The following is a 23,133-nucleotide window of genomic DNA, read 5'->3' on the forward strand; positions in this document are numbered from 1 at the left end:
ATTACCGCAGGACGACCATGACCATCATCGTCACCGGCGCAGCCGGCTTTATCGGCAGCAACCTCGTCAAGGCGCTCAACGATCGCGGCGAACAGCGCATCATCGCCGTCGACAACCTGACCCGCGCGGACAAGTTCAGGAATCTCGTCGACTGTGAAATCGACGACTACGTCGACAAGACCGAATTCGTCGAGCGCTTTGCGCGTGGCGACTTCGGCAAGGTGCGAGCGATCTTTCATGAAGGCGCGTGTTCGGACACGATGGAGACCGACGGCCGCTACATGATGGACAACAATTTCCGCTACAGCCGTGCAGTGCTCGACGCGTGCCTCGCTCGGGGGGGGCAGTTTCTGTATGCATCGTCGGCGGCTACTTACGGCGGCTCGAGCCGCTTCGTCGAAGAGCGCGAAGTGGAAAAGCCGCTCAACGTCTATGGCTATTCGAAGTTCCTGTTCGACCAGGTGATTCGCCGCGTGCTGCCCACCGCCAAAACGCAGATCGCCGGGTTCCGCTACTTCAATGTGTACGGCCAGCGCGAGACGCACAAGGCGCGCATGGCATCGGTCGCATTTCACAACTTCAACCAGTTCCGCGCCGAGGGCAAGGTCAAGCTGTTCGGCGAATACAACGGCTACGCCGCCGGCGAGCAGACGCGCGATTTCGTCTCCGTCGAAGATGTGGTGAAGGTCAACCTGTTCTTCTTCGATCATCCGGAGAAGTCGGGCATCTTCAATCTCGGCAGCGGCCGGGCGCAACCTTTCAACGACATCGCATCGACCGTCGTCAACACGCTGCGCGCACTGAAGAACGAGCCGGCATTGTCGCTCGCGGAGCAGGTTCAGCGCGGCTTGATCGAATACATTCCGTTCCCTGACGCGCTGCGCGGCAAGTATCAGTGCTTCACGCAAGCTGATCTCACCAGACTGCGTGCGGCCGGCTACGACGCGCCGTTCCTGAGCGTGCAAGAAGGTGTCGATCGCTACGTGCGTTGGCTATCTGGCCAGCTATAAAGCATTCGCGCGCGTCAATACACTGGAGTCTCCTGGTTGGCGGTCGTCGCTGGCCGGTTGTTCAAGGGAGATTCCATATGTTCAAAAAATTGCTTGTCGCGGCGGCGATGCTCGCCGCCTTCGGTCAGGTCTTCGCAGCGGTTGACGTCAACACGGCTAACGAAGACGCCCTTCGCGGCGTCAAGGGCGTCGGTCCGGCGCGCGCAAAGGCGATCCTCGACGAGCGCAACGCGCACGGTCCATTCAAGGACGCGGCCGATCTCAGCAAGCGCGTGAAAGGCCTCGGCGGGCACACCCTCGAGCGGCTGCAGGGTGAAGGCCTCGCGATTGGACCGGCCGGCGCGCAGACCACGGCTTCCGCGCAGGGTAAATCGACCCCTGCTGGAGCAACGGGCGCAAAGAAAGACAATTCAACCGTAGTGGTGAAGAAATAGCGTGACGTGGGTGGTCGCGTGCGTAAGCGGCCGCCCGAGAGTTCAGCGCAAGGTTCCCGTTCTGGTTGAGGCGTCAAGCGACACCCCTTCAGCCGTCATTCGGATGACTGGCTCCCGCGGTTTGTGCCGCGGGCTTTTTGCCTGAGCGGAGCGAAGTACCGGCAAAGCCGGAACTGCGTGCGTCCACACCGTAAAGAGGGGTGCGCGGCAGGGCCGAGCGTCGTAGTTTAGAATCAATGGATTCCGCGCACCGTTTACACGCATTCGATATGGCTTACAAAACTATTGAAGACACGATCGGTAACACGCCGCTCGTGCAACTCGTTCGCCTTCCCGACGACGAAATACGCAGTCGCAACAATGTGATTCTCGGCAAGCTCGAAGGGAACAACCCAGCCGGCTCGGTGAAGGACCGTCCGGCACTATCGATGATCAAGAAGGCCGAAGAGCGTGGGCGTATCAGGCCTGGCGATACGCTGATCGAAGCGACGAGCGGCAACACGGGTATCGCGCTGGCCATGGCGGCGGCGATCCGCGGCTACAAGATGGTGTTGATCATGCCGGAAGACCTGTCGGTCGAACGTCGTCAGAGCATGGCGGCGTACGGTGCGCAGATCATGCTCACGCCAGTTACGGGCGGCATGGAATACGCGCGCGACCTCGCCGAACAGATGCAGCGTGAAGGCAAGGGCACCATCCTCGACCAGTTCGGCAATCCCGACAATCCGCTCGCACACTACGAGACGACGGGCCCGGAAATCTGGAACGACACCGAAGGCCGCATCACCCACTTCGTCTCCGCGATGGGCACGACCGGCACGATCATGGGCGTGTCGCAGTACCTGAAGGAAAAGAACCAGGCGATCGAGATCATCGGCGCGCAGCCGGAGGAAGGTTCGCGCATTCCCGGCATCCGTAAATGGCCTGAAGCGTATCTACCGAAAATTTTCGATCGCAGTCGTGTGGACCGCGTCGAGAACGTCAGCCAGGCAGCATCGGAAGCGATGGCGCGGCGGATGGCCGCCGTCGAGGGCATCTTCTGCGGGATCTCATCCGCCGGCGCCTGCGAAGTGGCATTGCGTATCGCGCGTCAGGTTGAGAACGCGACGATCGTGTTCGTCGTGTGCGATCGCGGCGACCGTTACCTGTCGACGGGCGTGTTCCCCGCCTAAGGGGCAGGAGCGCTCACTGAAACGAAAAAGCGCCGGGTATTGCCGGCGCTTTTTTTATCTCACTGCGTGATCTGCATTGCAGATTACGTCCTCATGCTTACTCCGCGTTGTTATCCGGCGCTGCAGGCGGTGCGCTGCCCGCGGCGGCATCGGCAGCCACTTGCGCCTTGATTTTCTGGCCCAGTTGATACACCGCGAGCGCGTAGAAGAAGCTGCGGTTATAACGCGTCAACACGTAGAAGTTCTTCAGCCCCAGCATGTATTCGGTAGCGCGGCCCGGCGTCGGCAGATCGACTACCGTGACAGGTGTGCCGGCTTCGGACGCGACGTTCAGCTCCGGCTCGTTCATCAGCATCCCGGCGCGCAGTAGCTGCGCGAGCGGCCAGTGCGGTTCTGGCTGGCCGTCCGCGGCAGCCTGGGCGACGCCCTGGCTGCCGGTGTCCGGCGCAATCCTCCACACGACGGGCCTGCCGTTCTCCCAGCCGTTCTGTTTCAGATAGTTCGCCACACTGCCGATCGCGTCGGCCTGGCTCGTGCGCAAATCGATCTGCTTGTTGCCCTCGAAATCAACTGCATACCGGACGATGCTGCTCGGCAGGAACTGTGGAATGCCGATTGCGCCCGTGTAAGAACCGAGCACCGAGTTCGGATCGAGCTGCGCGTCGCGAGTCCAGACGAGGAAGTCTTCGAGGTTCTTGCGGAACGTCGCCTGGCGGTCGGCGCGATTGGGCGTGTTCGGGTAATCGAAGGTCAGCGTCGTGAGCGCATCGAGCACACGGAAATTGCCCATGTAGCGTCCATAAATCGTCTCGACGCCGATGATGCCGACGATCATCTCGGGCGGTACACCGAACTGCTCATAGGCGCGCTGCAGCGTGGCCTGGTTGGCGCGCCAGAACTTCACGCCCGCAGCGACGCGCACCGGATCGAGGAAGCGCGCCTGATAGGCCCGCCAGTTCTTGATCGAGGGCGACGGCGATGGCGTGACGAGCTTCACCGCCGTCGCCGAATAGCTCGCGCGCGCGAACAGCGCGTGCAGTGCGGCTGGATCGAAATCGTAGCGCGCGACCATGTCATCGATGAAGGCATTGACGTTTGGGTTGTTCGCGTAGCGCTGCGGGATGATTTCCTCTTCGAACGTCTGTCCCTGTGGCACGGCCTGCTGCGGCTGGTCTTGCGCGACGATGAGCGGCGGTCTTGCGGGCGCGGTCTGGGCCACGGCGGCATTGGCCGCAGCGAAGGCGCAGACCGCTACGGACAGTGCGGCGGCAAAGGACGTTACGCGCAGCCGGTTTCGTGCAGACAGAGCAAGCTTGACGGTCATAAGGGAGAGGAGCGGGTACGGTGCGAAGGGATTCGGCGCAGTATACCCGAGGCCATAGGCGGAACCATGACCAGAGCGCGTTTCGGCGTCCTGATGTGGTAACTTGATGGCTGGCTGGCGCACTATCCAGGGTGCGCTCATATGGAAGGAGACATGCTGCGCACGCTCGACGCGTCGTGTGGCAAAAGAACACGCTTATGGCAACTGGCTTCTATTCCCACGCTGACTGTCTGCTGCACGAGATGGGGCAATGGCATCCCGAATGTCCAGCGCGCCTGCAGGCAATCGAGGATCAACTGATCGCAAGCCGTATCGACTCGCTGATCGAACGCGAGTCGCCGCCGCTCGCCAATGAGGCCGCGCTGCTGCGCGTGCATACCCAGGCGCACGTCGATTACATCCGCAGCCGGTCTCCAGTCAAGGGGTATGCGGAGATCGATCCGGACACGTCGATGAATCCGCATACCTTGCAGGCGGCATTGCGCGCGGCAGGCGCGGTGGTCGCGGCCACCGATGCCGTGATCGAAGGTCGCTACGACAACGCGTTCTGCAGCGTGCGGCCGCCCGGGCACCACGCGGAACCGGCCCGCGCAATGGGCTTCTGCTTTTTCAACAACGTGGCGATCGCCGCGCGACATGCGCTGGAAGTTCACGGCCTGCAGCGCGTCGCGATCATCGACTTCGACGTGCATCACGGCAATGGCACCGAGGCCGCCTTCGCGGGCGATCCGCGCGTACTGATGTGCAGCTTTTTCCAGCATCCGTTCTATCCGTTCACGGGCGCGGACAATCAGGGGACCAACATGGTCAACGTGCCGCTCGCCGCGCGCACGACGGGCATGGTCATGCGCGAAGCCGTCGACCTCATGTGGCTGCCGCGTCTGCTCGCATTCAAACCGGAGATGCTGTTCGTGTCGGCGGGCTTCGATGCGCATCGCGAGGACGATCTCGGCAACATGGGACTCGTCGAGGACGACTACGCGTGGCTGACGGGGCAGATACGCGACATCGCCGAACGCTATGCCAAAGGGCGGATTGTGAGCACGCTGGAAGGCGGGTACAACCTGTCGGCGCTGGGGCGCAGCGTGGTCGCGCACGTACGCGCGCTCGCCGGTATCTGATACAGGGCGGTGAGAGAAGGGGCACGTCATGAGCAATGGGAACCCACAGGCTTCGCAGACAGCGAATGAGAGTGTGGAGCTTGTTGAAATCACGCACGATGCCTTTGGTGTTCCGGGCACCACGTGCTTGACGCTCAACCGTCCTGACGCGTTCAACGCACTGTCGGAGGCGTTGCTCGACGCGTTGCAGTCTGCATTGGCGTCGCTCGCGCAAACGGAGGTGCGCGTGATCGTCATTGCCGGTGCCGGCCGTGCGTTCTGCGCCGGGCACGATCTCAAGGAGATGCGTGCGGCGCCGTCGCTTGCGTATTACCAGGAACTCTTCGCACGCTGCACGAAGATGATGCTGACGATCCATCGGCTACCGCAGCCGGTGATCGCGCGGGTGCAGGGCATTGCGACGGCTGCCGGTTGTCAGCTCGTCGCGATGTGCGATCTGGCCGTGGCCGCCGATACCGCGCGCTTCGCGGTATCGGGCGTCAATCTCGGGCTCTTTTGTGCGACGCCGTCGGTGCCGTTGTCGCGCAATCTGTCGCGTAAGGCCGCGTTCGAGATGCTCGTCACCGGTGAATTTGTCGATGCGCACAAGGCGCAGTCGCTGGGTCTGGTGAATCGTGTCGTGGCCGCCGACGATCTCGACGCCGAAGTCGCAGCGCTCGCGGCCAGCATCTGCGCGAAATCGGCGCAAGCCGTGTTCGCGGGCAAGGGGCTCTTCTATCGCCAGCTCGAAATGGGCGTGGAAGCGGCCTACCAGCTGGCAGGCCAGACGATGGCCTGCAACATGATGGACAATTCCGCGCTCGAAGGCGTCGAGGCGTTCATCGAGAAACGCGCGCCGAAATGGCGTCGCTGATCTTGCGCTGCTTCTAGCCGGTGCGAGCCAGAATCCAGGCGGTCGAGAGCATGCCTCTAATTCTCTCAGGTTATAAAAAAGTCAAAATTGATTATTAAAGAGAATGTCGACGATGCGGTAGAATCGCGCTCCAAATCCCAATAAAAGCAACGGCGGCCGAGTGTCGGAGCGCAAAACGCTCGTCGGACAAGCCCGCCGTTTCGTTTTTTCATGATCGAACTACGCAATATTTCCCAGCGTTTCGAAGGTCCCCGGGGCTGGGTCGAAGCGCTGCATAACATTAATCTGTCGATTCCGGCGGGCGAGGTGTTCGGCATTATCGGGCGCAGTGGCGCGGGCAAGAGTACGCTCGTGCGCACCATCAACCTGCTGACCCGTCCTTCCGAAGGCAACATCGTCGTCAACGGCCGCGATCTCACAACGCTGTCCGCGGCGCAGTTGCGCGAAGCGCGGCGCGAGATCGGCATGATCTTCCAGCATTTCAATCTGCTCTCGTCGCGCACCGTCTACGAGAACGTCGCGCTGCCGCTCGAACTCGCCGGCATGAAGCGCGCCGACATCGAGGCGGCCGTGTTGCCGTTGCTCGATCTCGTCGGCCTGTCGGCGCAGAAGGACCGCTATCCGGCGCAGATCAGCGGCGGACAAAAGCAGCGCGTCGGCATTGCGCGGGCGCTGGCGAGCAAGCCAAAGGTGTTGCTGTCGGATGAAGCGACGTCCGCGCTCGACCCTGAAACCACCCGCGCAATTCTCGACCTGCTCAGGCGCATCAACCGTGAACTCGGCTTGACCGTCGTGCTCATCACGCACCAGATGGACGTGATCAAGCAGATCTGCGACCGCGTTGCGGTACTCGATGCCGGGCGCGTCGTCGAGGAGGGGAGGCTCATCGATGTGTTCCTCCAACCACACCATGAAGTCACGCGCGCGCTGATCGGTGACGTGATCGCGCAGGAACTGCCTCCCGCGATGAAGGCGCGCGTCGCCGAGCGTTTGAAGACGGGCCGCAGTCATCTGCTGCGTCTCGCGTTCACGGGCTCAGGTGTCGACCAGCCGATCCTGTCGGAGACGATTCGCCGCTACGAACTGGACTTCAACATCCTGCACGGCCAGATCGACGAGATCCAGGGGCAGGCGTTTGGCTCGCTTGCGGTGCTGGCGGGCGGCGAACCGCTGAAGGTCGCGCAGGCGCTCACGTATCTGCGCGAACAAGGTGTGGTGGTCGAGGAGATGTCGTATGTTGAGTGAAATGTTCGATATGTTCGTCCAGTCGTTCTGGGAAACGCTCGTGATGGTGGGCATTTCCGGACTGGTCGGCGCGGCGGTGGGTTTGCCGCTAGGCGTCCTGCTCTATCTGACGGACCGCAACGGCGTCCTGCAGAACATCGCCGTGAATCGCGTGATGGGCGTGATCGTGAACGCGGTGCGCTCGACACCGTTCATCATCCTGCTGGTCGCGGTAATTCCGTTCACGCGGCTGGTCGTGGGCTCTTCGATCGGTACGGCCGCCGCAGTGGTGCCGCTGACGATCGCCGCCGCGCCGTTCATCGCGCGTCTTGTCGAGACGGCGCTGCGCGAAGTGGACCGCGGCCTGATCGAAGCCGCGCAGGCGATGGGTGCGACAACCAGCCAGATCGTCTTCAAGGTGTTGCTGCCGGAATCGCTGCCGGGCGTGGTGGCCGGGCTGACGATCACCTTTGTTTCGCTGGTCGGTTATTCGGCGATGGCCGGAGCGATCGGCGGTGGCGGGCTCGGCGATCTGGGCATCCGCTACGGCTATCAACGTTTTTTGCCGGAAGTGATGCTGACGGTCGTCGTGATCCTGATCGTTTTCGTGCAACTGGTGCAGTCGTTTGGGGATTGGCTCGTGCGTCGTCTGAGCCATAAATAACAAGGGTTCCGTCAACGGACCCCGCTTGAACAGGTTGGAGAAAGGTTACTCATGCAACGTCGTTCTATTCTCAGGTTTGCGGCCCTGCTTGGCGCCGCGTCGCTCTTCGCTTCCGTGGCGCAAGCCGATGAAACGATCAAGGTCGGTGTTACCGGCGGTCCGCATGCGCAGATCATGGAAGTCGTGAAATCGGTAGCGGCAAAGAATGGCCTGAACATCAAGATCGTCGAATTCTCGGATTATGTGCAGCCCAACGCGGCACTTGCTGGCGGCGATCTCGATGCGAACAGCTACCAGCACGACCCGTATCTGCAGGCGCAGGTGAAGGACCGAGGCTATAAGCTCATCAAGGTTGCCGACACCGTGACTTACCCGATGGGCATCTATTCGAAGAAGGTGAAGTCGCTTGCCGAACTGCAACCGGGCGCGAAGATCGCGGTGCCGAACGATCCGACCAACGGCGGCCGTGCATTGTTGCTGCTGCAGAAGCAGGGTCTGCTGAAGCTGCGTGCCGATGCCGGCCTGAAGGCTACGCCGCTCGACATCGTCGACAACCCGAAGAAGCTGAAGATCGTCGAGCTCGACGCCGCGCAGATTCCGCGTTCGCTCGGCGACGTGGACGCGGCCGCGATCAACACGAACTTCGCGATGGAAGCGGGCCTGAAGCCGAAGCAGGACGCGATCGCCATCGAGGACGCGAACGGTCCGTATGTAAACATCATTGCGATCCGTGAAGCCGATCGCAACAAACCGTGGGTCGCGAAGCTCGTCGCGGCGTATCGCTCCGCGCAAGTGAAGCAGTTTATTGAAGGTAAGTTCGGCGGCGCGGTGATCACGGCGTGGTAAGCCGTGACGCCCGAATTCGTATGCTGAGCAAGCGCAATCTTGAAATTAGGGCGTCAGTAGGAACCCGGGCTTGTCGTCCGGGTTTTTTCGCCGTTAAAATAGTACGATCGTTCGATATTTCCGAGCCGCTGCAAAAGCGCGCTATCTTCGATGCAAACAGCCGGCGGGCGCGGTTGCCGCGAGGGCAGTCGTTATAATGTCCGTTGGGTTGACGTATTCGTAACTTTGGAGCGTGTGCATGAAAATCCTGGTGCCTGTGAAGAGAGTGGTCGATTACAACGTGAAAGTCCGGGTGAAGTCGGACGGCACGGGCGTCGACATTGCCAATGTGAAGATGTCGATGAACCCGTTCGACGAGATCGCGGTTGAGGAAGCCGTGCGCCTGAAGGAAGCGGGCGTGGCGACCGAAGTGATCGCGGTGTCCTGCGGTGTCACGCAGTCGCAGGAAACGCTGCGCACGGCGCTGGCGATCGGCGCGGACCGCGCGATCCTGATCGAGTCGAACGAAGACCTGCAGCCGCTGGCGGTGGCCAAACTGCTGAAGGCGCTGGTCGACAAGGAACAGCCTTCGCTCGTGATTCTCGGCAAGCAGGCCATCGACGACGACTCGAACCAGACCGGCCAGATGCTCGCCGCGCTGGCGAACCTGCCGCAGGCGACGTTTGCCTCGAAGGTGGTGGTGGCGGATGGCAAGGCGACGGTGTCGCGCGAAGTGGATGGCGGCGCGGAAACGCTGTCGCTGACGCTGCCGGCGGTGATCACCACCGACCTGCGCCTCAATGAGCCGCGCTACGTGACGCTGCCCAACATCATGAAGGCGAAGAAGAAGCCGCTGGAGACGCTCAAGCCTGAGGACCTCGGTGTCGATGTGACGCCGCGCCTGAAGACGCTGAAGGTGGTGGAGCCGCCGAAACGCAGTGCCGGCGTGAAGGTGGCCGACGTGAAGACGCTGGTCGAGAAGCTGAAGACCGAAGCCAAGGTGCTGTGAGGAGACGGACGAAATGACGAATCTGGTAATAGCGGAACACGACGGTGCATCGATCAAGGCGGCGACGCTGAACACGATCGCAGCGGCACAGAAGATTGGCGGTGATATCCACGTGCTGGTCGCCGGTCACAACGCGCAGGGCGCGGCTGAAGCGGCAGCGAGAATCGCGGGCGTATCAAAAGTGCTGCTGGCCGATGCGCCGCAACTGGAAGCGGGTCTGGCGGAGAACGTCGAAGCGACGGTGCTAAACATCGCAAAGGGTTACACGCACATCCTCGCGCCGGCCACGGCTTCGGGCAAGAACATCGCGCCGCGAATTGCGGCGAAGCTGGATGTCGCGCAGATCAGCGACATCACCGCCGTGGATTCCGCTGACACGTTTGAACGCCCGATCTATGCGGGCAACGCGATCGCCACGGTGCAATCCGCTGACCCGATCAAGGTCATCACGGTGCGCACGACCGGTTTCGACCCGGTTGCGGCAGAAGGCGGCAGCGCAGCGGTCGAGAAGATCGACGCGGCGGCAGACAGCGGCCTGTCGCAGTTCGTGAGCCGTGAAGTGACGAAGCTGGACCGTCCGGAGCTGACTGCAGCGCACATCATCGTGTCGGGTGGTCGTGGCCTGGGCAGCGGCGAGAACTATACGAAAGTGCTGGAGCCGCTGGCGGACAAGCTGAACGCAGCGCTGGGCGCCTCACGCGCCGCAGTGGACGCGGGCTTCGTGCCGAACGACTACCAGGTGGGCCAGACGGGAAAGATCGTGGCGCCCCAACTGTACCTCGCGGTGGGCATCTCGGGCGCGATCCAGCATCTGGCCGGGATGAAGGACTCGAAGGTGATCGTAGCGATCAACAAGGACCCGGAAGCGCCGATCTTCAGCGTGGCTGATTACGGCCTGGTGGGCGATCTGTTTACCGTTGTACCCGAACTCGTGAGCGAGCTCGGATGATGCAGCATCAGCGCCGCAGATAAGGCGTCAGGCAGCAAACGAAAGGGGCGCGCAGCGCCCCTTTTTTACACTGCAGGCAGGAGGCAGCCGGTGTCGATCATCCATCATCCGGACGTGCGCCGGATGCTCGCGACGATGCGCGCGCTCACCGAAGGCTCGCGCGGTGGCCTACGTGGCAGCCGCGCATTGCGACATCGCACACCGTCATGCGGATAGGGCGAAGCGCGCCGAACATCAGGCCATCTATGAATTCCTCGTGCCGGTCGATCGCGACCGCGCAGTTCTTCGCCGAACACGTGTTGCCGCAGGCGACGGCGCTCGAAGCGTCGATCGTGACAGGGAAAGGCGGCGAGAGGGTGCTGGCGCTGGCGGAAGATCAGTTCTGATGGCGCAAGTCGGTTCGCGTCGGCCACGCATCCGCGTCAGAAGAAGGCTGGTAATACAAACGGCGCCTTACAAGGCGCCGTTTGTATTGATCGACCTGGCCGGGAAATCTCCCCGACCGACGCAGACAACGAGATGACCGTCAGGCGTATGCCGGCCGACGCGTTTCTCCGGTCTCGCCAAGATAGCGATGCACCGACAGATCGCCTGACTGGATCGCGGGCTGTTTGCCAGATATCAGATCGGCGAGCAGTTGGCCCGAACCGCATGACATCGTCCAGCCAAGCGTGCCGTGACCCGTATTCAGGAACAGGTTCGAGACTGGCGTGCGGCCGACGATCGGCGTGCCGTCCGGCGTCATCGGGCGCAGGCCCGTCCAGAAAGTCGCCTTCGCTGTATCGCCACCGCCAGGGAACAGGTCGTTGACGCACATTTCGAGCGTCTCGCGACGCGCCTGGCGCAGCGTCTGGTCGAAGCCCACAATCTCCGCCATGCCGCCGACGCGAATCCGGTCGTCAAAGCGCGTGATGGCGATCTTGTAGGTTTCGTCGAGCACCGTCGACACAGGAGCCGAAGCTGCGTCGACGATCGGCGCGGTGATCGAATAACCCTTGAGCGGGTACACCGGAATCTTCACTATGCCGGACAGGAAGCGCGTGGAATACGAACCGAGCGCGACGACATACGCATCGGCACGTACCATTTCGCTGGCGCACTGCACGCCCACGATGCGGTCATGGGCCATGGCCAGTGCGTCGATCGGGGTGTTGTAGCGGAACTTCACGCCAAGCGCTTCGGCCATCGCCGCGAGGCGAGTCGTGAAGAGCTGGCAGTCGCCCGTTTCGTCGCCCGGCAGGCGCAGACCACCCGTCAGCTTGTGCGACGTCGCAGCGAGCGCCGGTTCGACGCGCGCGAGTTCAGCGGGCGTCAGCAGTTCATAAGCCACGTTGGCATCTTTGAGCACGGCGATATCTTTCGCGGCGCCGTCGAGTTGCTGTTGCGTGCGGAACAATTGCAGCGTGCCGCCCGTACGGCCTTCGTACTGGATACCGGCATCGGCGCGCAGCGCCTGCAGGCAGTCGCGGCTATATTCGGCGAGACGGACCATACGGCCCTTGTTCACTGCATAGCGCTCGGTAGTGCAGTTTTGCAGCATCTGCCACATCCACTTCAACTGGAATTGCGTGCCGTCGAGACGGATCGCGAGCGGCGCGTGCTTCTGGAACATCCATTTGACGGCCTTCAGCGGAACGCCAGGCGCCGCCCACGGTGCGGCATAGCCGGGCGAAATCTGCCCCGCGTTGGCAAAGCTGGTTTCGAGCGCCGGACCGGCCTCACGGTCGATCACGGTCACTTCGTGACCCGCGCGCGCAAGATAATAGGCGCTCGTTACCCCGACGACGCCACTGCCCAAAACGACGACTCGCATAGCTGCTCCAGAAAGGTCGAAAGGCTGACGGCGTCGGAATGTTCGATTAATGATGAATTACGCGGTCAACCCAGTGTTAACCGCTATACTATTGAGCTTCAGGTAGGTTTTGTTATTGTATTTTTTCGATTTTCAGTAAAAACCATGCGAACCCAACGTCAACCGGTCCGTGCTCTCGACAGGCTCGATCACAAGATCCTGAAACTGCTTCAGCAGGACGGCAGGATGGCGATGAAGGACCTGGCCGAGCAGGTCGGATTGTCGGTTACGCCGTGTATTGAGCGGGTCAAGCGCATGGAGCGCGACGGCGTCATCATGGGCTATTACGCGCGGGTCAATCCTGCTGAGCTTGGCGCGGCGTTGCTGGTGTTCGTGGAGATCACGCTCGACCACAAGAGCGGCAATATGTTCGACCAGTTTCGCCGCGAGGTTCAGAAGATCCCGGAAGTGCTCGAGTGCCACCTGGTGTCCGGCGACTTCGACTATCTGATCAAGGCGCGTATCGGCGAGATGGCCGACTACCGGAAGCTGCTCGGCGACATCCTCCTGCAATTGCCGGGCGCGGTGCAGTCGAAAAGCTATGTGGTGATGGAAGAAATCAAGGAAACGTTGACGATTGCGGTCGATGAATAGGCTGTTCGGACAGTCTCGACAAACGGCCCATATACTGTATATTTATACAGTATATGGGCCGTTTGATTTATCTTTCAGTGACCGATTCCGCCGACGAATTCCCCATCGCACCGCCTGCGCCCCACAAAGGGCGCGGTGCCGTCACGAATCTTCAGGGCCGCTATGAAGTCGACCAGCGCGAAGCATTCGACGATGGCTGGATCCTGTCGCCCGCCGATGACGATGGCGGTGTGTCCGCTTTGCGTACGCAGGTCTTCGAGGAGCGCGCGAAAAGCATCCTGACCCATAACGCGTCGCCGGATATTCCTTTTGGCGTGTCGTTGAATCCGTACCGGGGCTGCGAACACGGTTGCATCTATTGCTTTGCGCGGCCAACGCACAGCTATCTCGGTCTATCGCCCGGGCTCGATTTCGAGAGCCGGATCTACGCGAAGGTCAACGCGCCGGAATTGCTCGTGCGCGAACTGTCGAAGAAATCCTACGTGCCAGAGCCGATTGCGCTTGGCGTCAATACGGATGCGTGGCAGCCCGTCGAGCGCGATCTGCGTCTCACGCGGCGGGTAATCGAGGTATTGCACGAGCGCGGGCACCCGTTTGCAGCCATCACGAAGTCGTCGTTGATCGAGCGCGATCTTGATCTTCTGGCGCCGATGGCCGCTCGCGGTCAGGTCATGGCAGCCATTACGATTACCACGCTCGATGCCGACATCGCCCGCACGCTGGAACCGCGTGCGGCAACGCCCGCGCGGCGGCTGCGTACCATCAGGACATTGAGTGAAGCTGGCGTGCCGGTCGGCGTGAGCATCGCGCCGGTGATTCCGTTCGTCACCGAACCCGACATGGAGCGCTTGCTCGAAGCGTGCGCCGAGGCGGGCGCTTCGAGCGCGAGCTATATCGTCCTGCGCCTCCCATGGGAAGTGGCGCCGCTATTCAAGGACTGGCTTGCCGCTCATTTCCCGGATCGAGCCGATCGCGTGATGAGCCGCGTGCGTGATATGCGGGGCGGCAAAGACTACGACTCTTCTTTTGCGACGCGCATGAAGGGCGAAGGTCCGTGGGCGGATCTGCTCAAGCAGCGTTTTCACAAGGCTGTCCGGCGGCTCGGGTTGAACGAGCGCCGGCACGGAATTCTGGATATGTCGCAATTCCGTCATCCGGAGTTGGCGCCACGGCCAGCGCCGGGCGACCCGCAACTGGACCTGTTCCAGGACTAATGCCGTCCGGGCGTCGAAGGGTCGTTATTGCGACAGTTCCCTGGCCGCCTGAACCTGAGATTCGAAGTAGGTTTGAAACGACAGCGCAAGTCCGGTCATCAGCAAGAAAGCGCCAATCAGCAGCGAGAAAATCACAACGAAGATGACGGTCCAGCCGGAACGGCTGTGCTCCTGTGTCTGGGCATTGAACTGTGCATCCCACTTTTCATCGGGACGCAGTCCGTAGACGATCGCGGCAAGAAAGGCCGCCAGCAGCGATATCGCACCCGGAATGACGAGCACCCATCCGAGCGCCGATGCGCGTTCGGTTGCAGCGAGCAGAAGGAAGCCAGGGATGCCGACGATCGTGCCGAGCAGATGCGCCCAACCGTAGACGTCGCGCAGACCGTACAGATAGAAGCGATGTGCGCCGAGGCTACCGAAGAAGAACGCGAGTGCGCCGGCAAGGGTCTTGGATCGGAAGCGCGGGGAAGTCGAAGCAGCGGTGGACATGAGCGAAAGCAGGTGAGAGGCAGCGGTTTGACGCTTGCGGCGTGTGGGACACAGGGCGCGACGTGAGCGCGCGCGGGCCGACGCGCATTCTACGCCGGTCGCGCGGCGGTGGTCACGTGGCCCGGGGCCACATTGGCGCGTCTCTCGACTACTCGGTCCGATCGTGCGGGTGCTTAGGGCGCGGCATATGTCACGCGGTAGATCGCGCCGGCGTAGTCGTCGCTGATCAGCAGCGAGCCGTCGGGCATCGGCAGAACATCAGCGGGCCGGCCCCACACGCTATCGTCGGGCATCAGCCAGCCCTGGACGAAAACTTCTTGTCGCGGATTGCTGCCGTCAGCATTCACCATGACGCGGACGACCCGATAGCCCACCTTCCTGCTCCGGTTCCACGAACCGTGTTCGGCGATAAAAATATTGTCGCGGTAGCTGGCGGGGAACATTGAGCCTGTATAAAAACGCATGCCCAGCGACGCGACGTGCGCGCCGAGCCTGGCTACCGGCGGTGTGAATGTGCTGCAAGGGTGATCTTTTCCGTATTCGGGGTCGGATACTTCGCCGCCGTGGCAGAACGGGTAGCCGAAGTCCATGCCGGCGCTCGGTGCGCGGTTGAGCTTGTCGTCGGGAGTGTCGTCGCCGAGCAAGTCGCGGCCGTTGTCGGTGAACCACAATTCGTGGGTCGTCGGATGCCACGCAAATCCAACCGTATTGCGGATGCCACGGGCGATCGTTTGGTAGTGGCTGCCGTCGGCGTCCATGCGCCCAATCATTGCGTAGCGGTCGCGATCGGGCAGGCAGATATTGCAGGGTGCGCCTTGTGGTACGTACAGCTTGCCATCGGGCCCGAACGCAATGAATTTCCAGCCGTGGTGGCGGTCGGTAGGCAGGGCATCGGTGACGACCGTGGGTGTCGGAGGCTGGGCCAGATGGTCATCGATGGCATCGAAGCGCAAGATCTTCGAGACTGCCGAAACGTACAGCGCGCCGTCATGCCATGCCACACCAACCGGCATTTCCAGCCCCGACGCGATCACATGATGGGCGACGGCTTGCCCATCACGCAGTTCGAGCGCATAGACATGGCCGCCCATGCTGCCGATATACAGGATGCCTTTCGGCGAGAGCGCCATTTCTCGGGCAGCCGGTACGCCGTCGGACACGACTTCGATGCGGAAGCCCGGCGGCAATTTGAGGCGGTCAATGGGAAGTGCTGCCAGCGCGGGGGCCGCGGTCGCAACAAACAGAAAAAACGAGAACAGCGGACGGATCCAGCGGGGTGGGATCCCAAGCACCCTGTGGGCGGCTGGAATGGTTGCAAAAGCAGGTTTCACGAGATTCCTGACGCACATTGATCGACGGCTGGGTGGGCGGTTGCGGAGCCCTGTGGATGAAGAAATGATGGGCCTGCGCAACTACGCTTTCCAGATTATCCCGGTAAGTGTTTGTTATGGCGTTGCTTTCGGGCTATAATTGCCTGTTTCAGTGGTCCCGAACCCCGGTTTTCAAGGATTCTAGTATGGTCATCATCCGCTTGGCTCGTGGCGGCTCCAAGAAGCGCCCGTTCTACAACATCGTCGCAACCGATTCGCGTAACCGTCGTGACGGTCGCTTCATCGAACGCGTTGGCTTCTACAACCCGGTCGCTACGAAGGGTGAGTCGCTGCGTATCGCTCAAGACCGCCTGACGTACTGGCAAGGCGTTGGCGCGCAGCTGTCGCCGACTGTCGAGCGTCTCGTGAAGGAAGCGCAAAAGGCGCAGCCGGCTGCCTGATGGTAGCTTGTGTGCACATTGCGGGCGGGTCGCGTGAATGTTGCGGCGTGCCGGGTGCGCAGGTTTTTCTGAAGTTGGCTGCGAGGTCTGCTGATGTCCGCGAGTGATTCCGGCGGCTCAGGCCGCGCCAAGACTGCAAATCGCAGTCAGGCGTCGTTTGGCGCGTTCGTCCGTAAACCGGTCGAACGGGTCGCAGCCAAAGAAGTCGAGTCGAGTGCTGCAGAAATGCGTGCTGAGTCGGCGGAAAGCTGGCCGGACGACGCCGTCGAAGTTGGTGCGATTGTCGATGCGTACGGTCTCAAAGGCTGGGTAAAGGTGGCGGCACATGCGGACGCCGGGCGGGGAGGCGACGCCCTGCTGAGCGCGAAGCGCTGGTGGCTCATGAAGGGCCGCGAGAGGCGTTCTGCTCCAGTACTGCACTCCAAGGTCCACAGTAACAGCATCGTTGCCCACATGGGTGGCGTTGCCGATCGTGATGTGGCGCTATCGATACGCGGTTACACCGTGTACATTCGCCGCAGCGATTTCCCGACGCTCGACGCCGATGAATTTTACTGGGTTGACCTGCTCGGCCTGGGTGTCGTCAACGAAGCGGGCGTCGCACTCGGCACGGTTGCTGACATGATCGACAACGGTGCGCATTCAGTGCTGCGCGTCGAGTATCCGTCGACAGGCAAGGATGGCAAGCCGGTAACCGGTGAACGTTTGATCCCGTTCGTCGGTGTCTATGTCAAAACGGTGGATCAGGCGGCGAAGCAGATCATCGTCGACTGGGAAGCCGATTATTAAACACAATTCGCTGAACGGAGAGAGCGATGCAGTTCGATGTCGTTACGCTCTTTCCTGAGATGTTTCGTGCGCTGACCGATTGGGGCATCACAAGCCGAGCGGCGAAGCAGCAACGCTACGGTCTACGCACGTGGAATCCCCGCGATTTCACAACGGACAGCTACCGTACCATCGATGATCGCCCGTACGGTGGTGGCCCCGGCATGGTGATGCTGGCGAAGCCGCTGGAAGATGCGATCGGCGCGGCGAAAGCGGCGCAGGCAGAGCAGGGCGTGACCGGTTCGCGTGTTGTGATGATGTCTCCGCAAGGTGCGACGCTCAATCATGACCGGGTGATGCGATTTGCGCAGGAGCCTGGCCTCATTGTGTTGTGCGGCCGGTATGAAGCAATCGATCAGCGTCTGATCGATCGTTGCGTCGATGAAGAGGTCAGTCTTGGCGATTTCGTGTTGTCAGGCGGCGAATTGCCTGCGATGGCGCTAATGGATGCAGTTGTGCGCCAGTTGCCGGGTGTGCTGAACGACTCGCAATCGGCCGTGCAGGACAGTTTCGTCGACGTGTTGCTTGATTGTCCGCACTACACCCGGCCGGAAGAATACGACGGCGTGCGCGTCCCCGATGTGCTGCTTGGCGGCCACCATGCGGAGATCGAGCAGTGGCGTCGTCGTGAAGCATTGCGCAATACACTGGCGAAGCGCCCCGATCTGATCGAGCGCGCCAGAAAGTACAAGATGTTGAGCCGCGCCGATGAGGCGTGGCTTGCAAGTCTCGCGAAGGAAGCGTCGAAGGCGTAAAGCCTACGTCATTCCGGGCGAGCACCAGGCGGCGTCGTACATGCGTGTGCGGTGCCAGATGTGAACCCATCCTCTATCGGGGCCGTCGCCGCGCGTGAAACGCAAGGCAGGTACGAACGCCGACAAGATGGACTTAGGAGTCAGTGATGAATCTAATTGCAAAACTCGAGCAGGAAGAAATCGAGCGCGCGCTCGCAGGCAAGACCATCCCCGAATTCGCCCCTGGCGACACGGTGATCGTGAGCGTGAACGTCGTCGAAGGTACGCGTAAGCGTGTTCAGGCCTACGAAGGCGTCGTGATTGCCAAGCGCAACCGCGGCCTCAACTCGTCGTTCATCGTCCGCAAGATTTCGTCGGGCGAAGGCGTTGAGCGTACGTTCCAGACGTACTCGCCGCTTTTGGCAAGCATCGTCGTGAAGCGTCGTGGCGATGTGCGTCGCGCGAAGCTGTACTACCTGCGCGATCGTTCGGGCAAGTCGGCCCGGATCAAGGAAAAGCTGGTCTCGAAAGACCGCGCTGCTTCCCAGGCGTAAAAGCTGTAAGAAAAAGCACCCCTCGCGGGTGCTTTTTTCTTTGGTCAGTCAGAATAGCGGTATGTCTAATGCCACTCGCCAGTTCCGGGAATCCCGTTGATCCGCCCTGTTTTTGAACCCGAGGCCCTGCCTGTTGAATCGACGGGCGCCGATCTGCCGCCAGTTGCGCCCGAACGTCTGACGCCAGACGGGTTGCGCGCGCGGTTCGAGCAGCGTTTGCAGTGGGCGCCGGAGCCGATCGTCGAATCCCGTCTACGAGAGGGGGATCCGCGGCTCGCGGCTGTGTTGATGCCGCTTGTCGTGCGCGAAGAGGGTCTCACGGTGCTGCTTACACAGCGAGCCGACCACCTGAACGACCACGCCGGCCAGGTTAGTTTCCCGGGGGGGCGTCAGGAGCCGTACGACGCCGATGCGACCGCCACCGCATTGCGCGAGGCGCAAGAGGAAGTCGCACTGGATCCGGCGCGCGTCGAGATACTCGGGTCCTTACCGGACTATCTGACTGGCACGGGTTTTCGGGTCACGCCCGTGGTCGGTCTCGTCCACCCGCCATTTACCGTCGAAGCGGACACGCTCGAGGTCGCGGAAATCTTCGAAGTGCCGCTCAGCTTTCTGATGGATCCTGCCTGTCACGAGGTGCGTGTGTTTCGCTGGGAAGGCGGCGAGCGTCGTTTTTTTTGCGATGCCGTACCCGCGCGCTGAATCACAGGGTCATCACTTCATCTGGGGGGCAACGGCGGGCATGTTGCGCAATTTCTATCGCTTTCTCGTCGCCTGAGTTCCGGGGCTGGCCAACACGCCGGCAGTTTGCGGCCGCCGCACGCTCAGGCTCATCCGACCCTGTGCTATCGTTATAAAACAAAACCGAAATAAACTCGAAAAGCACGGCGCATCGCATGACTTTTTTCTCTGTATTGCTGGCTCTCATCATCGAACAGCTGCGCGCGCTGTCGCCGAACAACCCGGTGTCGGCGTTGCTTCAATACCATGCGGAATCGGCCGCGCAGGGCTTCGATGCGGGCAAGCAGAAGCACGGCGTTCTCGCCTGGCTGGTCGTCGTGTTGCCCTGGACGCTTTTCGTCGGTCTCGTCTACTACGTGCTGTACGAGATCAACTTCGTGCTGGCGTTCCTGTGGAACGTGGTAGTGGTGTATTTCACCCTCGGTTTCCGGCAGTTCAGTCACTACTTCACTGATATCCACCTGTCGCTCAACAACGACGACGTGCCGCGTGCACGTGAGATTCTCAATGAGTGGACAGGCCTCGATACCGTCGACATGCCGGTCAGCGAGATCGTGCGCCACACCTTGATTCATGCTGTCGTGGCTTCGCATCGTCACGTGTTTGGGGTGTTCTTCTGGTTCCTGATACCGGTGGGGCCGGCGGGTGCAGTGCTGTATCGCATCGCCGAGTATCTGGCCCGCACGTGGTCCAAACCCGCTGACAATCGCACGCCTGCGTTTGCCACGTTCGCGCAGCGTGCCTTCTTCGTGATCGACTGGGTGCCGGCGAGGCTGACGTCGCTGGGCTTTGCGATTGTCGGCAACTTCGAAGATGCGATTTATGCGTGGCGTAACCACGCGCGTCAGTGGCCAGATGCAAACGACGGCGTTTTGCTGGCCGCAGGCAGCGGTGCCCTGGGTGCGCGTCTGAGCGGGCCGCTCGCCGAGCCATCGAGCCTCGACGCATTGTCCACCGGCGACGGTGGTCCAATGTCTGTGGGTGACGACTGCACGCCGCGCACGCTGCAATCGGCCGTTGGCCTCGTGTGGCGTGCCGTGATCCTGTGGATGATTCTGCTGTTGATGCTGACGATTGCCGTCTGGCTCGCGTGACTGACTCGCCGGAGCGTTGATCCGTGGTACTGCGAAAAGCCGGCAATGCCGGCTTTCTCTTTTGTGCGACTCGCTCCGTGAGGGAGCGTCAGCCGTCCAGCGGATCCCGAGCGGTGCCGCACTGCCAGCACACGGTGAACTGCGCCTCGAGGATCTCGCCGCATTGATGACACCGCCACGGCGGCGTGCCGGCGGCCGGTCCGTTGGAAGCCGCGTCGATCAACTTTCTCGCCAGCATCTCGTCCCGCTCGTCGACGAGCCATAGCTCTGGCGCGCATTGCTCCGCCGGGATCTCGCCGAGCGCGCCGTTCAGATATCGGTTATGCAATTCGCATGAAATACCCGCTGCCGACAGCACATTGATCCAATGCTGTCCGATCAGCACATTCGGCGCACGCATCAGTTTCATCATGGTCGGGGAAGGGCGCGTTGATTGTCAGCGGACAATCTGGCCCGCCTCGTGAACGAGTTGCGCATACAGCGCTTGCCGCTCGCGCGCGATGCGGCCGTCTTCAACGGCTGCGAGAATCGCGCAGCCCGGTTCTTGAAGATGATGGCAGTTGTAGAAGCGGCAGTCAGCCAGCAGCGGACGAAACTCCGGGAATGCCCGTTCGAGACGACCTTCTGTCAGGTGATGCAGGCCGAATTCCTGAAAACCCGGCGAATCGGTCAGCGAGCCGCCCTCGGGCAGCGGATAGAGCCGGGTATAGGTGGTCGTGTGACGGCCACTGTTGAGCGCCGTGGATATTTCGCGTGTCGCAACTTCCGCATCCGGCACGAGCAGATTCACGAGCGTCGACTTGCCCATGCCTGACTGGCCCAGCAACAGCGTCGAATGACCATGCAGATGTTCAGAGAGTGCTGCGCGGGCGGCGTCGGGCTGCATCTTGATCGACACTTCGACCACCGGATACCCCAGCTCGCGATATTGCGCAAGCCGCGCCCGCGCGCCGGGTAACGCTGCTTCGACGTCGATCTTGTTCAGCACGATCAGCGGTTTGAGTTCGTTCGCTTCGGCGGCGACCAGCGCGCGACCGAGCAGATCCTCGCTGAAGTGCGGCACGGTGGCGAGTACGATCAGCAACTGATCGAGATTCGCGGCAAAGAGCTTCGACTTGTACTGATCCGATCGATAGAGCAGATTGCGCCGCTCGTCGATTGCGACGATCACGCCCTGGTCAGCGGAAGCCGCTTCATAGGTCACGCGATCGCCGACCGCCACCTCGCTGCGCTTGCCCCGCGGGAAGCACTGCAATGGGGCGCCGCCATCGTCTGGCACGACCAGGTAGTGGCGCCCATGCGCGGCGACGACGAGTCCGTGCACCCGCGCGAGCGCGCTGGCCGCGGCGCGCGCTGCCTTCGGCGAGCGGCCGCTCATGCGTGCCGCAGCAAGCGGTCGATCCGCTGCGACGCCGGCGGATGCGAGTAGTAGAACGCAGTGTAGAGTGGATCGGGCGTGAGCGTCGACGCATTGTCTTCATACAGCTTGACGAGCGCGTTGACGAGATCCTGGGCGTCGGTTTGGGTGGCGGCGAAGGCGTCGGCTTCAAATTCGTGCTTGCGCGAGCTGAGGCTGCCGAGCGGCGTCACGAAGAACAGAAACACGGGGACGGCGAGAAAGAACAGCACGAGCGCGAGCCCGCTGTTACCGCCGATGAGCGACGGCCGCACCCCCAGGCCTTCATAGAACCACGCGCGCTGCGACAGCCAGCCGAGCAGCGCCAGCATCGCGAGGCTGATCGCGAACGTGACGATCATCCGCTTGATCACGTGACGCCGCTTGAAGTGACCGAGTTCGTGGGCAAGCACCGCCTCGATTTCATTGCCCGACAGGCGTGCGAGCAGCGTGTCGAAGAACACGATGCGCTTTGCTGCGCCAAATCCGGTGAAATAGGCGTTGCCGTGCGCGGAGCGACGGCTGCCGTCCATCACGAAGAGACCTTTGGCGGCGAACCCGCAACGCTTCATCAGCGCCTCGATACGGTTTTTCAGAGCTTCGTCCTTGAGCGGCTCGAACTTGTTGAAGAGCGGCGCGATGAACGACGGATACAGCACCAGCACCAGCATCTGGAACACAACCCACACGACCCACGTCCACAGCCACCACAGGCTGCCGGCCTGATTCATCAGCCACAGCACGACGAACAGCAGCGGCAGGCCGAACGCCACACCGAGCAGCGTGCCCTTGATGCGGTCCACGAAAAAGATGCGCTTGCTCATCCGGTTGAAGCCAAACCGCTCTTCGATGACGAACTGCCGGTAGTACTCGAACGGCAGGTCGAGCACGCTCGTGATCGCGATCACCGCTGCCACCAGCGCGATCTGGCCGGCGTAGCCGCGGCCGAGCCAGTCGGAGACGGCCAGATCGAGCGCCTGCACGCCGCCGAGCAGCGTCAGCCCGATCAGCACCACGGCGCTGACGACGATTTCCATCATCGTGAGCCGGGTGCGTTCGACGGTGTAATCGGCGGCCCGCTGATGCGCCGCGAGCGGGATCGTCCCGGAAAACTGCGAGGGCACCTGATTGCGGTGCGCTGCAACGAAGCGGGTCTGCCGCGACGCGAGCCAGAGTTTGGTCGCGACCATCGCGACAACGGCGATGACGAACAGAACGGTGAAGTACAGGGTAGGCATCCGGGGAATCCGTGGTATCTATGCGAGAATTATATGTTTC

General features: G+C 61.8%; 25 protein-coding genes and 2 pseudogenes. 20 read left to right on the plus strand and 7 right to left on the minus strand.

Annotation, left to right across the window (positions count from 1 at the left end; all coding sequences use genetic code 11):
* Positions 1 to 17: 17 nt before the first annotated feature.
* The 3 genes from rfaD (at position 18) to cysM (ending at position 2,616) form a co-directional block, all read left to right on the plus strand.
* The gene (gene rfaD / locus B0G77_RS11275; protein WP_133662203.1) at positions 18 to 1,010 is read left to right on the plus strand and encodes an ADP-glyceromanno-heptose 6-epimerase; all 993 of its coding nucleotides are present in this window, start codon (positions 18 to 20) and stop codon (positions 1,008 to 1,010) included.
* Positions 1,011 to 1,087: 77 nt separating this feature from the next.
* A complete protein-coding gene (locus tag B0G77_RS11280) occupies positions 1,088 to 1,444 on the plus strand; it encodes a helix-hairpin-helix domain-containing protein (protein WP_133662204.1) in 357 nt (118 codons plus the stop codon).
* A 269-nt stretch (positions 1,445 to 1,713) separates the two neighbouring features.
* Positions 1,714 to 2,616: a cysteine synthase CysM gene (gene cysM, locus B0G77_RS11285; protein WP_133662205.1), complete on the plus strand. Its 903-nt coding sequence runs from the start codon at positions 1,714 to 1,716 to the stop codon at positions 2,614 to 2,616.
* A 97-nt stretch (positions 2,617 to 2,713) separates the two neighbouring features.
* Here cysM and mltB read toward each other — a convergent pair whose 3' ends face one another.
* Positions 2,714 to 3,940 (minus strand): lytic murein transglycosylase B, encoded by a 1,227-nt coding sequence (gene mltB / locus B0G77_RS11290; protein WP_133662206.1) that lies wholly within the window; start codon positions 3,938 to 3,940, stop codon positions 2,714 to 2,716.
* A gap of 197 nt (positions 3,941 to 4,137) precedes the next feature.
* On the opposite strand from mltB, the gene B0G77_RS11295 reads away from it, so the two are divergent.
* The 9 genes and pseudogenes from B0G77_RS11295 (at position 4,138) to B0G77_RS43155 (ending at position 10,971) form a co-directional block, all read left to right on the plus strand.
* On the plus strand, positions 4,138 to 5,061 hold the full coding sequence (locus B0G77_RS11295) for a histone deacetylase family protein (protein WP_133662207.1): 924 nt from the start codon (positions 4,138 to 4,140) through the stop codon (positions 5,059 to 5,061).
* Positions 5,062 to 5,089: 28 nt separating this feature from the next.
* Entirely contained in the window at positions 5,090 to 5,914 is an 825-nt protein-coding gene (locus B0G77_RS11300; RefSeq protein ID WP_133662208.1) for an enoyl-CoA hydratase, read from the plus strand.
* Positions 5,915 to 6,124: 210 nt separating this feature from the next.
* On the plus strand, positions 6,125 to 7,159 hold the full coding sequence (locus B0G77_RS11305; RefSeq protein ID WP_133662209.1) for a methionine ABC transporter ATP-binding protein: 1,035 nt from the start codon (positions 6,125 to 6,127) through the stop codon (positions 7,157 to 7,159).
* On the plus strand, positions 7,149 to 7,802 hold the full coding sequence (locus tag B0G77_RS11310; protein WP_133662210.1) for a methionine ABC transporter permease: 654 nt from the start codon (positions 7,149 to 7,151) through the stop codon (positions 7,800 to 7,802). Before B0G77_RS11305 ends, B0G77_RS11310 begins: the two co-directional genes overlap by 11 nt.
* A gap of 51 nt (positions 7,803 to 7,853) precedes the next feature.
* Complete coding sequence (locus tag B0G77_RS11315; protein ID WP_133662211.1) at positions 7,854 to 8,648, plus strand: MetQ/NlpA family ABC transporter substrate-binding protein; 795 nt, start codon at positions 7,854 to 7,856, stop codon at positions 8,646 to 8,648.
* Positions 8,649 to 8,886: 238 nt separating this feature from the next.
* Complete coding sequence (locus B0G77_RS11320) at positions 8,887 to 9,636, plus strand: electron transfer flavoprotein subunit beta/FixA family protein (RefSeq protein WP_133662212.1); 750 nt, start codon at positions 8,887 to 8,889, stop codon at positions 9,634 to 9,636.
* 13 nt (positions 9,637 to 9,649) lie between these two features.
* Positions 9,650 to 10,585 (plus strand): FAD-binding protein, encoded by a 936-nt coding sequence (locus B0G77_RS11325; RefSeq protein ID WP_133662213.1) that lies wholly within the window; start codon positions 9,650 to 9,652, stop codon positions 10,583 to 10,585.
* Between the two features lie 33 nt (positions 10,586 to 10,618).
* Positions 10,619 to 10,850 (plus strand): annotated as a pseudogene (locus B0G77_RS43810) (hypothetical protein); the annotation flags it as partial.
* Positions 10,831 to 10,971, plus strand: a complete 141-nt coding sequence (locus B0G77_RS43155) for a hypothetical protein (protein WP_166656086.1) — start codon at positions 10,831 to 10,833, stop codon at positions 10,969 to 10,971. The pseudogene B0G77_RS43810 and the gene B0G77_RS43155, both read left to right, overlap by 20 nt.
* A gap of 140 nt (positions 10,972 to 11,111) precedes the next feature.
* Here B0G77_RS43155 and B0G77_RS11335 read toward each other — a convergent pair whose 3' ends face one another.
* Positions 11,112 to 12,398: a D-amino acid dehydrogenase gene (locus tag B0G77_RS11335; RefSeq protein ID WP_133662214.1), complete on the minus strand. Its 1,287-nt coding sequence runs from the start codon at positions 12,396 to 12,398 to the stop codon at positions 11,112 to 11,114.
* Between the two features lie 144 nt (positions 12,399 to 12,542).
* On the opposite strand from B0G77_RS11335, the gene B0G77_RS11340 reads away from it, so the two are divergent.
* Positions 12,543 to 13,031, plus strand: coding sequence for an Lrp/AsnC ligand binding domain-containing protein (locus B0G77_RS11340; protein WP_133662215.1), 489 nt, complete (start codon positions 12,543 to 12,545; stop codon positions 13,029 to 13,031).
* A gap of 53 nt (positions 13,032 to 13,084) precedes the next feature.
* Positions 13,085 to 14,245 carry a PA0069 family radical SAM protein gene (locus B0G77_RS11345; protein ID WP_133662216.1) on the plus strand — a complete coding sequence of 387 codons (1,161 nt, stop codon included), beginning with the start codon at positions 13,085 to 13,087 and terminating at the stop codon, positions 14,243 to 14,245.
* A gap of 24 nt (positions 14,246 to 14,269) precedes the next feature.
* Here the strand turns inward: B0G77_RS11345 and B0G77_RS11350 are convergent, their stop codons facing one another.
* Together B0G77_RS11350 and B0G77_RS11355 are read right to left on the minus strand one after the other, a co-directional pair.
* Positions 14,270 to 14,737 carry a TM2 domain-containing protein gene (locus B0G77_RS11350; protein WP_133662217.1) on the minus strand — a complete coding sequence of 156 codons (468 nt, stop codon included), beginning with the start codon at positions 14,735 to 14,737 and terminating at the stop codon, positions 14,270 to 14,272.
* A gap of 173 nt (positions 14,738 to 14,910) precedes the next feature.
* Entirely contained in the window at positions 14,911 to 15,996 is a 1,086-nt protein-coding gene (locus tag B0G77_RS11355; protein ID WP_243751119.1) for a PQQ-dependent sugar dehydrogenase, read from the minus strand.
* Positions 15,997 to 16,253: 257 nt separating this feature from the next.
* On the opposite strand from B0G77_RS11355, the gene rpsP reads away from it, so the two are divergent.
* The 6 genes and pseudogenes from rpsP (at position 16,254) to B0G77_RS11385 (ending at position 20,459) form a co-directional block, all read left to right on the plus strand.
* On the plus strand, positions 16,254 to 16,508 hold the full coding sequence (gene rpsP / locus B0G77_RS11360; RefSeq protein ID WP_006050280.1) for a 30S ribosomal protein S16: 255 nt from the start codon (positions 16,254 to 16,256) through the stop codon (positions 16,506 to 16,508).
* 93 nt (positions 16,509 to 16,601) lie between these two features.
* Positions 16,602 to 17,297 carry a ribosome maturation factor RimM gene (gene rimM / locus B0G77_RS11365; protein ID WP_133662219.1) on the plus strand — a complete coding sequence of 232 codons (696 nt, stop codon included), beginning with the start codon at positions 16,602 to 16,604 and terminating at the stop codon, positions 17,295 to 17,297.
* Positions 17,298 to 17,323: 26 nt separating this feature from the next.
* Positions 17,324 to 18,091: a tRNA (guanosine(37)-N1)-methyltransferase TrmD gene (gene trmD / locus B0G77_RS11370; protein ID WP_133662220.1), complete on the plus strand. Its 768-nt coding sequence runs from the start codon at positions 17,324 to 17,326 to the stop codon at positions 18,089 to 18,091.
* Positions 18,092 to 18,237: 146 nt separating this feature from the next.
* Entirely contained in the window at positions 18,238 to 18,624 is a 387-nt protein-coding gene (gene rplS / locus B0G77_RS11375) for a 50S ribosomal protein L19 (RefSeq protein ID WP_133662221.1), read from the plus strand.
* A 96-nt stretch (positions 18,625 to 18,720) separates the two neighbouring features.
* Positions 18,721 to 19,402, plus strand: a pseudogene (locus tag B0G77_RS11380) (CoA pyrophosphatase).
* 118 nt (positions 19,403 to 19,520) lie between these two features.
* Positions 19,521 to 20,459 carry a CobD/CbiB family protein gene (locus B0G77_RS11385; RefSeq protein ID WP_133662222.1) on the plus strand — a complete coding sequence of 313 codons (939 nt, stop codon included), beginning with the start codon at positions 19,521 to 19,523 and terminating at the stop codon, positions 20,457 to 20,459.
* Positions 20,460 to 20,547: 88 nt separating this feature from the next.
* Here B0G77_RS11385 and B0G77_RS11390 read toward each other — a convergent pair whose 3' ends face one another.
* From B0G77_RS11390 to B0G77_RS11400, 3 genes are read right to left on the minus strand one after another with little or no spacing between them, the layout of a single operon-like run.
* Positions 20,548 to 20,868 (minus strand): DUF2007 domain-containing protein, encoded by a 321-nt coding sequence (locus tag B0G77_RS11390; protein WP_133664105.1) that lies wholly within the window; start codon positions 20,866 to 20,868, stop codon positions 20,548 to 20,550.
* Positions 20,869 to 20,895: 27 nt separating this feature from the next.
* Positions 20,896 to 21,837, minus strand: coding sequence for a ribosome small subunit-dependent GTPase A (gene rsgA / locus B0G77_RS11395; protein WP_133662223.1), 942 nt, complete (start codon positions 21,835 to 21,837; stop codon positions 20,896 to 20,898).
* Complete coding sequence (locus B0G77_RS11400; RefSeq protein ID WP_133662224.1) at positions 21,834 to 23,093, minus strand: M48 family metallopeptidase; 1,260 nt, start codon at positions 23,091 to 23,093, stop codon at positions 21,834 to 21,836. Before B0G77_RS11400 ends, rsgA begins: the two co-directional genes overlap by 4 nt.
* Between the last annotated feature and the right edge of the window lie 40 nt (positions 23,094 to 23,133).

Origin of the sequence: Paraburkholderia sp. BL10I2N1, from assembly GCF_004361815.1 — a bacterium.
Lineage (GTDB): Bacteria > Pseudomonadota > Gammaproteobacteria > Burkholderiales > Burkholderiaceae > Paraburkholderia.